Source organism: Pseudomonas sp. PS02290 (assembly GCF_029960075.1).
In the GTDB taxonomy this organism is placed as follows: Bacteria; Pseudomonadota; Gammaproteobacteria; order Pseudomonadales; family Pseudomonadaceae; genus Aquipseudomonas.
Genome location: NZ_JASCOY010000154.1, coordinates 1 through 8,042 on the forward strand (window position 1 = coordinate 1; position 8,042 = coordinate 8,042).

The window sequence follows — 8,042 nt, forward strand, 5'->3', positions numbered from 1 at the left end:
ACTTCGTCGGGTTCCTTCACTCCGGTCCCGCTCCGTGGGCCCGCGCCGAACGGACATCCATGTCCTGACGGCGCTCTCGCGGCATCCATGCCGCTCGGCCCACTCCTCGAGACCTCCGTTCAGCCTGCACCCAAGTCGCATTTGGTGGTGTCTGGACTATCGCGTAGAAAATCAACTGCAAAAGCAAAAGCTTCCCGGCTGAAGCCGGTCCTACAGTCGGAGCTAGTCCTACTGACTGAACGCGCTGCTGTCAGTGGGACCGGCTTTAGCCGGGAAGAGGCTAGTCCAGGCGCCAACAATTTTGCCGATCACACCCCCTCCCTGTGAGCGAGCTTGCTCGCGAATGCTGTATTCCAAGCACCAGATGTCCGATGGATGTACCAACCCCCTTCGTGAGCAAGCTCACTCCCACAAGTCCATGGCGACTGATCTGCCCTCGATCCGACCTCTATCTGTTCTTGATCTGCTTTAGATCTTCATCCGCAAAAGGCTCAAACACCGCCAATCGCGACTTGGGTGCAGGCTGAACGCAGACGACGCAGAGTGGGTCGAGCCGCATGGATGCGGCGAGAGCGCCGTCAGGACATGGATGTCCGTTCGGCGCGGGCCCACGGAGCGTCGTCGGAGTGAGGGTATTCCGACGCAGGAGGAACCTAGCCAGGAGCAAGCACCTTTGGTTACTTGGGGTGCTTTTCCAAGTAACTCGCCGAAGGCGAAACAGTCCGCCCCCAGGCGGACGCTCTTGATCTTCAACACTCGCGAATCGGGAAATATCGATTTGTTACCCCACACCCGCCCCGGTAACCTCCCGCCCCGCTGTGGGGCGTTTCCACCCGAAAACAAAGCATTTCATCGCCCTGAATCAACCCGCTCCCACGCTGGACTTGCCGGATCATAAGGCTTTGCCAATAATGGGCGCGTTATTTGCTTCGTTGATAGGTTTGCCAGCTCTGGCACTTGCATAAAGCTTTTTGGATGTCAATTGGCCTGATCACGATTTCATGTGCTTCTGTAACTAGTTGTCGCATTGAAGAAATATCGACTTTCAGCCTGCCGCTAAAATGCCGACCACTCGCCGAAGGCTTGTCGGGTCCAGAGACCCGCCGGCACCTCGCGTCGCAATTTCTGATTCCTCCTGTTCATTGAGCGTCTCGCTCACTGCCATTTGTCGCGTTATACCGATGGAGTTCCAAGAAATGAAAAAGCTCATGCTGCTGGGTGCGCTGGCACTGACCGTATTGGCACAGCCCGTATTCGCCGATGAAAAGCCCATGAAGATCGGCATCGAAGCGGCATACCCTCCGTTTGCCTCCAAGGCGCCGGACGGCAGCATCGTCGGTTTCGACTACGACATCGGCAACGCCCTGTGCGAAGAGATGAAGGTCAAGTGCGTATGGGTCGAGCAGGAATTCGACGGCCTGATCCCGGCGCTGAAAGTGCGCAAGATCGACGCCATCCTGTCCTCGATGTCCATCACCGAAGACCGCAAGAAGTCCGTCGACTTCACCAACAAGTACTACAACACCCCGGCCCGTCTGGTCATGAAGCAGGGCACCGTCGTCAGCGACGCGCTGACCGAACTCAAGGGCAAGAACATCGGCGTGCAGCGTGGCTCGATCCACGAGCGTTTCGCCCGCGAAGTCCTGGCCCCGCTGGGTGCTGAAATCAAACCGTACAGCTCGCAGAACGAAGTCTACCTGGACATCGCCGCCGGTCGTCTCGATGGCACCGTGGCGGATGCCACCCTGCTGCAGGACGGCTTCCTCAATACCGAATCCGGCAAAGGCTACGCATTCGTCGGTCCGGCCTTCACCGACGTCAACTACTTCGGCGACGGCGTCGGCATTGCCGTGCGCAAGGGCGACAAGGCTGACCTGGACAAGCTCAACGCAGCCATCGCGGCCATTCGTGCCAACGGCAAATACAAAGCCATTCAAGACAAGTACTTCGACTTCGACATCTACGGCAAATAACGTGGTTTGAAGCCGTCAATGGCGCAAGCAGCCGGTCACCGCACCGACTGATTGCGCCATTTTTCTATCCCGCGCTTGAGGGCCAAACAACATGTTGAAAGGTTACGGAGCCGTCATCCTCGACGGTGCATGGCTGACCTTGCAGCTCGCTCTGTGCTCCATGGCGCTGGCGATCGTGCTCGGCCTGATCGGCGTGGCATTGCGGCTGTCGCCGGTGCGCTGGCTGGCATGGCTGGGCGATCTGTATTCCACCGTGATCCGCGGCATTCCCGATCTGGTGCTGATTCTGCTGATTTTCTACGGCGGTCAGGACCTGCTCAACCGCATCGCGCCGCTGCTCGGTCACGACGACTACATCGACCTTAACCCGCTGGTGGCCGGTATCGGCACGCTGGGTTTCATCTTTGGCGCGTACCTGTCGGAAACCTTCCGTGGCGCGTTCATGGCCATCCCGAAAGGGCAGGCCGAAGCAGGCATGGCCTACGGCATGAGCAGTGGCCGGGTGTTCTTCCGCATTCTGGTGCCGCAGATGATTCGTCTGGCGATCCCCGGGTTCACCAATAACTGGCTGGTACTGACCAAGGCCACCGCGCTGATTTCCGTGGTCGGTCTGCAGGACATGATGTTCAAGGCCAAGCAGGCGGCCGATGCCACCCGCGAACCCTTCACTTTCTTCCTCGCAGTCGCGGCCATGTACCTGGTCATCACCAGTGTCTCGCTGCTGGTACTGCGCTACATCGAAAAACGTTACTCGGCCGGCGTGAGGGTGGCAGACCTATGATTTTCGATTACAACGTCGTCTGGGAAAGCCTGCCGCTGTACTTCGGCGGTCTGCTGATCACCCTCAAACTGCTCGCGCTGTCGCTGTTTTTCGGCCTGCTCGCTGCCCTGCCGCTGGGCCTGATGCGCGTGTCGAAAATCGCCTGGGTCAATCTGCTGGCGTGGAGCTACACCTACGTCATCCGCGGCACGCCGATGCTGGTGCAGTTGTTCCTCATCTACTACGGGCTGGCGCAATTTGAAGCGGTGCGTGAAAGCATCCTGTGGCCGTGGCTGTCGAGTGCGACCTTCTGCGCGTGCCTGGCTTTCGCTATCAACACCAGCGCCTACACCGCTGAAATCATCGCCGGCAGCCTGAAATCCACGCCGCCGGGCGAGATCGAAGCAGCGCGGGCAATCGGCATGTCCAAAGCCAAGATGTACCGCCGGATTTTGCTGCCATCGGCCCTGCGCCGTGCGCTGCCGCAGTACAGCAACGAAGTGATCATGATGCTGCAGACCACCAGTCTGGCCTCGATTGTCACGCTGATGGATATCACCGGTGCGGCGCGCGCGGTCAACGCGCAGTTCTACCTGCCGTTCGAGGCCTACATCACGGCGGGCGTTTTCTACCTCTGCCTGACGTTCATTCTGGTGAAACTGTTCAAGCTGGCCGAGCGCCGCTGGCTCAGTTACCTCGCCCCGAGGAAGCACTGATATGCAGCGCATCGATCACGATCTACCGTGGGGCAATCTCGGCACCCAGCGCACCCTGAGTGTGTTCCGTTTCGGTCAGGGCGAGCGCAAGGCCTACATTCAGGCCAGCCTGCACGCCGACGAGCTGCCGGGCATGCGCACCGCCTGGGAATTGAAGAAACGCCTGACCCAGCTGGAAGAACAGGGCCTGCTCAAGGGCGTCATCGAGCTGGTGCCGGTCGCCAACCCGATCGGTCTGGGCCAGTTGCTGCAGGGCAACCACCAGGGCCGTTTCGAGTACGGCAGCGGCAAGAATTTCAATCGCGATTTCACCGAGCTGAGCGAGCCGGTCGCCCAGGCGCTGGCAGGCAAGCTCGGTGACGACCCCCACGCCAACGTCAAACTGATCCGTCAGGCCATGGCCGATGTGCTCGAGCAATTGCCGCCGGCCGGCAGCGAACTGGCCGGGATGCAGCGCGTCTTGCTCAGTCATGCCTGCAACGCCGACGTGGTGCTGGACCTGCATTGCGACACCGACGCTTCGCTGCACATGTACGCCTTGCCGCAGCACTGGCCGCAATGGCGTTCGCTGTCGGCGCATCTGGGGGTGACCGTCGCGCTGCTGGCCGAGGATTCCGGCGGCAGCTCGTTCGACGAAGCCTGTTCGCTGCCGTGGTTGCGCTTGTCCAAGCAGTTTCCGGACGCGCAGATACCGCTGGCCTGCCTGGCGACTACCCTCGAACTGGGCGGTCAGGCCAACACGGGCAAGGCCGAAGCCGAGGCCTACGCCGAAGGCATTCTGGCGTTTCTGGCCGAGCAGGGGCTGATCAGTGGCGAGTGGCCGCAACCTGGCCATGAAGCCTGCGAAGGCATGCCGTTCGAAGGCACCGAAATGATTTATGCGCCCCATCCCGGCGTGCTGACTTTCTTGCGTCCAGCGGGGGCCTGGGTCGAGCCCGGTGAACCGCTGTTCGACGTCATCGACCCGTTGACCGATCGCGCTACCACCGTCTGTGCCGGTACCGCCGGCGTGCTGTTCGCCATCGAAAAACTGCGTTACGCCCAGCCGGGTTTCTGGATGGCCAAAGTGGCCGGCCGCACACCGTTGCGCAGCGGCCGCCTGCTCAGTGACTGATTACTTGTGAGAACCGACATCATGAACAAACTGGAAGTCCAGGACCTGCACAAGTGCTACGGCAGTCACGAAGTGCTCAAAGGCGTTTCGCTGACCGCCAAGGCTGGCGATGTCATCAGCATCATCGGCTCCAGCGGCTCGGGCAAGAGTACGTTTCTGCGCTGCATCAACTTGCTGGAGCAGCCGAAATCCGGCCGCATTCTGCTCAACAACGAAGAGCTCAAGCTGGTCTCCAACAAGGACGGCGGCCTGAAGGCGGCTGACCTGAAACAGCTGCAGCGCATGCGTTCGCGCCTGTCGATGGTGTTTCAGCACTTCAACCTGTGGTCGCACATGACTGCGATGGAAAACATCATCGAAGCGCCCGTGCACGTCCTGGGCGTGCCGAAGAAAGAAGCGCTGGAAAAGGCCGAACATTATCTGAACAAGGTCGGCGTCTATCACCGCAAGGACGCCTACCCAGGGCACATGTCCGGCGGCGAGCAGCAGCGCGTAGCGATTGCCCGGGCGCTGGCAGTGGAGCCGGAAGTCATGCTGTTCGACGAACCGACGTCCGCCCTGGACCCCGAGTTGGTCGGTGATGTGCTGAAAGTCATGCAGGCGCTGGCTCAGGAAGGCCGGACCATGGTGGTGGTGACTCACGAAATGGGCTTTGCCCGTGAAGTGTCGAATCAGCTGATCTTCCTGCACAAGGGCCTGGTTGAAGAATCCGGCAATCCCCGTGAAGTGCTGGTCAATCCGAAATCCGAGCGTTTGCAGCAGTTCCTGTCAGGCAGTTTGAAGTAACCCGCCCGCCACGTGAGAGCGGTGCGTTTTGCTTCAGAACGGTTCATGCTGCGCGTCATTCAGGCCGCAGCCATTGACTGAAGGTTACAGAATCCCATCGCATGCCAGGCGTGCGACCCCTTTTAGCGACACGTTTCGGATTGCACGCCATGACTGCCCATCGAATCGGATTTCTCATCTGGCCCGGCACCAAAGCCTTGACCCTGGCGCTGGCGGAGGAAGCTCTGCGTGTTGCTCAGCGCGTTCACCCCGAAGTGGTGTACGAACTGTCGTTTCTGCAGGCAGAACCGCCGATTGATGGCAGCGGTTGGCAATTGCCGGGCGAGCCGTGGGTCGGTCGTCTGGAAGGGTTTCAGAAGCTGTTTCTTCTGGCCGACGAGCCACCGGCGCCGATGTCTTCGGCCCTCGGCGGCGCGCTCAAGCAACTGGTCCGCGCCGGTTGCGTGATCGGCGGGTTGTCGGCGGGTGTGTATCCGCTGGCGCAATTGGGCTTGCTCGACGGTTACCGTGCCGCGGTGCACTGGCGCTGGCAGGACGATTTCGCCGAGCGCTTCCCCAAGGTCATCGCCACCAGCCATTTGTTCGACTGGGATCGCGATCGCCTGACAGCGTGCGGCGGGATGTCGGTGCTGGATCTGTTGCTGGCGGTGCTGGCCCGTGACCACGGCGCTGAACTGGCCGGCGCGGTGTCGGAAGAACTGGTGGTGGAGCGCATCCGCGAAGGCGGCGAGCGTCAACGGATTCCACTGCAGAACCGTTTGGGTTCCAGTCACCCGAAGCTGACCCAGGCGGTGCTGTTAATGGAAGCCAACATCGAAGAGCCGCTGACCACCGACGAAATCGCCCAGCACGTGTGTGTGTCGCGACGTCAGCTGGAGCGCATCTTCAAGCAGTACCTCAATCGGGTGCCGAGCCAGTATTACCTCGAACTGCGCCTGAACAAGGCACGGCAGATGCTGATGCAGACGAGCAAATCGATCATTCAGATCGGCCTGTCCTGCGGTTTCTCTTCGGGGCCGCATTTCTCCAGCGCCTACCGTAACTTCTTCGGCGCTACCCCTCGCGAAGACCGCAATCAGCGTCGCAGCAGCAGCCCGTTCGAATTGTCATCGGTGCCCGCCGAGCGCGGTTGAAAATCCAGACAAGTCGCCCTGAACTCAACAGTGCGCCAGTCGCACGCCAGTGTTTAAACTGCGCCTTTGTGACGCAATTTGTCGCATTGCCGAAAACCCCTTAAAAAGCCGGTTTGGCGCTATAAGAAGTTGTCGCTTGGCGGCAAGGCCCGGCCCGAATCAGTCCTTACAATCCTTCCATCGCTCGCCAGTTCCAGGCAGGCGTTCCTCTTCAGGAGACTCCGATGTCCGTTGAGCAAGTACCGGTGCAACGTGCCGATTTCGACCAGGTGATGGTCCCCAACTATGCCCCGGCAGCCTTCATCCCCGTGCGCGGTCAGGGTTCTCGCGTCTGGGATCAGTCGGGTCGCGAACTGGTTGATTTCTCCGGCGGCATCGCGGTCAACGTGCTGGGCCATGCGCACCCTGCGCTGGTCGACGCGCTGACCGAGCAGGCCAACAAGTTGTGGCATGTCTCCAACGTCTTCACCAACGAACCGGCGCTGCGTTTTGCCAAGAAGCTGGTTGACGCCACCTTCGCCGACCGCGTGTTCTTCTGTAACTCCGGCGCCGAAGCCAACGAAGCCGCTTTCAAACTGGCCCGTCGCGTGGCCCACGATCTGTACGGCCCGGACAAGTACGAAATCGTCGCGGCCCTGAACAGCTTTCACGGCCGCACCCTGTTCACCGTGAGCGTCGGCGGTCAGCCGAAATACTCCGACGGCTTCGGCCCGAAAATCACCGGCATCACCCACGTCCCCTTCAATGACCTGGACGCGCTGAAGGCCGCCGTCTCGGACAAGACCTGCGCGGTGGTGCTCGAGCCGATCCAGGGCGAGGGCGGCGTACTGCCGGCCGAACTCGAATACCTGCAAGGCGCGCGCAAATTGTGCGATGAGCACAACGCGCTGCTGGTCTTCGACGAAGTCCAGAGCGGCATGGGCCGCAGCGGTCACCTGTTTGCGTACATGCATTACGGCGTGACGCCGGACATTCTCTCCAGCGCGAAAAGCATCGGCGGCGGTTTCCCGATGGCGGCCATGCTGACCACTGAAAAACTTGCCAAGCACCTGGCCGTTGGCGTTCACGGCACCACCTACGGCGGCAACCCGCTGGCGTGCGCGGTGGGTGAGGCAGTTATCGACGTGGTCAACACCCCGGAAGTGCTGGCGGGCGTGAAGGCCAAGCATGAATTGTTCAAGGCCCGTCTGGAGAAGATCGGTCAGCAATACGGCGTGTTCAGCCAGGTGCGCGGCATGGGCCTGTTGATCGGCTGCGTGTTGACCGACGCCTGGAAAGGCAAGGCCAAGGACTTCTTCAACGCCGCCGAGCAGGAAGGCGTGATGGTGCTTCAGGCCGGTCCCGACGTGGTGCGTTTCGCGCCGAGCCTGGTGGTCGAAGACGCCGACATCGAAGAAGGCCTGAACCGCTTCGAACGTGCGGTTGCCAAGCTGGCCGGGGCGTAAGTCTTTCGGTCGACCGGGACACGCCCTTCGGCTGATTGGCGTACACATTCCCTGTAGGAGTGAGCTTGCTCGCGATCGCGGTGTGTCAGCGAAACGGTTGCATCTGACCTACCGC

General features: G+C 60.8%; 7 protein-coding genes. All 7 read left to right on the top strand.

Features of this window, described 5'->3' with window-relative positions:
• Positions 1 to 1,196 precede the first annotated feature (1,196 nt).
• The 7 genes from QMX88_RS28035 to QMX88_RS28065 all read left to right on the top strand — a co-directional run bounded on the left by QMX88_RS28035 (position 1,197) and on the right by QMX88_RS28065 (position 7,927).
• On the top strand, positions 1,197 to 1,973 hold the full coding sequence (locus tag QMX88_RS28035) for an ABC transporter substrate-binding protein (protein WP_282373504.1): 777 nt from the start codon (positions 1,197 to 1,199) through the stop codon (positions 1,971 to 1,973).
• A 91-nt stretch (positions 1,974 to 2,064) separates the two neighbouring features.
• Positions 2,065 to 2,754, top strand: a complete 690-nt coding sequence (locus QMX88_RS28040; RefSeq protein WP_065986205.1) for an ABC transporter permease — start codon at positions 2,065 to 2,067, stop codon at positions 2,752 to 2,754.
• The gene (locus QMX88_RS28045; protein WP_133773343.1) at positions 2,751 to 3,449 is read left to right on the top strand and encodes an ABC transporter permease; all 699 of its coding nucleotides are present in this window, start codon (positions 2,751 to 2,753) and stop codon (positions 3,447 to 3,449) included. The genes QMX88_RS28040 and QMX88_RS28045 overlap by 4 nt, the downstream gene beginning before the upstream one ends.
• Position 3,450: 1 nt before the next feature.
• Positions 3,451 to 4,563 (top strand): succinylglutamate desuccinylase/aspartoacylase family protein, encoded by a 1,113-nt coding sequence (locus QMX88_RS28050; RefSeq protein ID WP_282373507.1) that lies wholly within the window; start codon positions 3,451 to 3,453, stop codon positions 4,561 to 4,563.
• A 21-nt stretch (positions 4,564 to 4,584) separates the two neighbouring features.
• Entirely contained in the window at positions 4,585 to 5,349 is a 765-nt protein-coding gene (locus tag QMX88_RS28055) for an ABC transporter ATP-binding protein (protein WP_282373509.1), read from the top strand.
• 149 nt (positions 5,350 to 5,498) lie between these two features.
• Positions 5,499 to 6,482 carry a transcriptional regulator ArgR gene (gene argR, locus QMX88_RS28060; RefSeq protein ID WP_192171000.1) on the top strand — a complete coding sequence of 328 codons (984 nt, stop codon included), beginning with the start codon at positions 5,499 to 5,501 and terminating at the stop codon, positions 6,480 to 6,482.
• Between the two features lie 224 nt (positions 6,483 to 6,706).
• A complete protein-coding gene (locus QMX88_RS28065) occupies positions 6,707 to 7,927 on the top strand; it encodes an aspartate aminotransferase family protein (RefSeq protein ID WP_282373510.1) in 1,221 nt (406 codons plus the stop codon).
• Positions 7,928 to 8,042 lie beyond the last annotated feature (115 nt).

Coding starts and splice junctions, on each gene's coding strand:
- QMX88_RS28050 (WP_282373507.1), top strand. CDS start 3,451: ATGCAGCGCATCGATCACGATCTACCGTGGGGCAATCTCGGCACCCAG.
- QMX88_RS28065 (WP_282373510.1), top strand. CDS start 6,707: ATGTCCGTTGAGCAAGTACCGGTGCAACGTGCCGATTTCGACCAGGTG.
- QMX88_RS28035 (WP_282373504.1), top strand. CDS start 1,197: ATGAAAAAGCTCATGCTGCTGGGTGCGCTGGCACTGACCGTATTGGCA.
- QMX88_RS28040 (WP_065986205.1), top strand. CDS start 2,065: ATGTTGAAAGGTTACGGAGCCGTCATCCTCGACGGTGCATGGCTGACC.
- QMX88_RS28055 (WP_282373509.1), top strand. CDS start 4,585: ATGAACAAACTGGAAGTCCAGGACCTGCACAAGTGCTACGGCAGTCAC.
- argR (WP_192171000.1), top strand. CDS start 5,499: ATGACTGCCCATCGAATCGGATTTCTCATCTGGCCCGGCACCAAAGCC.
- QMX88_RS28045 (WP_133773343.1), top strand. CDS start 2,751: ATGATTTTCGATTACAACGTCGTCTGGGAAAGCCTGCCGCTGTACTTC.